The sequence below is a fragment of the Microseira wollei NIES-4236 genome (genome assembly GCF_020521235.1).
In the GTDB taxonomy this organism is placed as follows: domain Bacteria; phylum Cyanobacteriota; class Cyanobacteriia; order Cyanobacteriales; family Aerosakkonemataceae; genus Microseira; species Microseira wollei.
In genome coordinates this window covers 1-1,371 of the sequence record NZ_BLAY01000441.1, presented here as the reverse complement: position 1 = coordinate 1,371, position 1,371 = coordinate 1, and the positions used below count along the sequence as shown (strand labels likewise).

The window sequence follows — 1,371 nt, the reverse complement described above, 5'->3', positions numbered from 1 at the left end:
ATCGCAAAGCGATAGAGCGCGGGCTTCCCAATTCATCAGCAACAGCCTTGACCGTAGTGGACTTGCGACCATACGGTTTTGGTCTTACATTGCCTCCTTGGGCAGTAGCGCTGGTTCCCAACGCCAATATCCGCAAGCCTTCATTTCTGATGTTGATGGCGGCGTTCACATCTCTGTCATGATGCACGTTGCAATGGAGACATAGAAAGGAACGCACTGAGAGATCCATCTTGGGAATCGGGAGCAGTGTTGCATTGCAAAGGTGCGATGACGGGAAGAATCGCCCAATTTCCAGGTAAATCTTGCCTTCTTGCTCTGCTTTATACTTGAGCATGGTTTGAAACGTTCCCCACCCAGCATCACTGATGGATTTAGCTAGGTTGTGATTCTTGACCATGTTTTTCACTGCCAGATCTTCCACCACAATTACTTGGTTTTCGTTCACTATCTTGCGGGATAGCTTGTGAAGGAAGTCTTCTCTCACTCGTGAAATTTTGCTATGCACTTTTGCAAGTGCAACTTTAGCTTTGCGCCGTTTGTTTGTCGTCTTATCCTTTTTGCGGGATAGTCTACGCTGTTTCCGCTTTAGGTTGCGTTCATGCTTTTTGAGATGCTTCGGATTGTTGAACTTGGAGCCGTCAGATGTAACCGCAAAATCAATCAATCCCAAATCAATCCCAATCGCTTTACCTGCACTGCTTGAAGAAGGCTTTTCAATTCCGTCGTTAAGCAGTAACGAGGCATAATAGCGACCGTCCGGCATTCTCGACACCGTGACCGTTTTCAGTTTTCCAATACAATCGCGATGAATTTTCGCCTTCACCGTTCCAAGTTTGCCAGGGAATTTAACCTCAGACTGACTGAGGATTTTGACGCTAGCTGGATACTGAATCGATTGTCTACCGTGCCGATGCTTAAATGAAGGATAGCTTGTACGCCCATCAAAGAAATTGCCAAATGCAGCACCCAGATTCAAGACAGATTGCTGCAAGCATTGGGAATAGCACTCAGAAAGCCATTCATACTCTTTCTTCCAAATAGGGAGCAGCTTTTTCATATCCATTGCTGAAACGCCACGTCCTGTCTCAAAGTACGTTTGAGACATGATGGCGAGAGATTGATTCCAGACCCATCGGCAACAACCGAATGCCTGAGCCAGATGAACTTGCTGGGCATCGGTGGGATAGATTCGGACTTTGACTGCTTTCAGCATGAATCCTTAGAGTGAAATGATAACTGCTCTAACACAGTATAGGTACTTGTGTTCGCTTCGTTTATAGGAGATTGGCAGTTCTTCCGAAGTGCCCAATCTCTTGTTCAGCTACGCTTCACATCGTTCAAGGGCACAATTCATCACTGAAGAAGGCTCTC

The 1,371-nt window shown here is 46.3% G+C and carries 1 protein-coding gene; it reads right to left on the bottom strand.

Annotated elements, in window-relative coordinates; translation table 11 throughout:
- A partial coding sequence (locus MiSe_RS49105) for an RNA-guided endonuclease InsQ/TnpB family protein (protein ID WP_226594819.1) occupies window positions 1-1,213 on the bottom strand: 1,213 nt, incomplete at its 3' end.
- Window positions 1,214-1,371 lie beyond the last annotated feature (158 nt).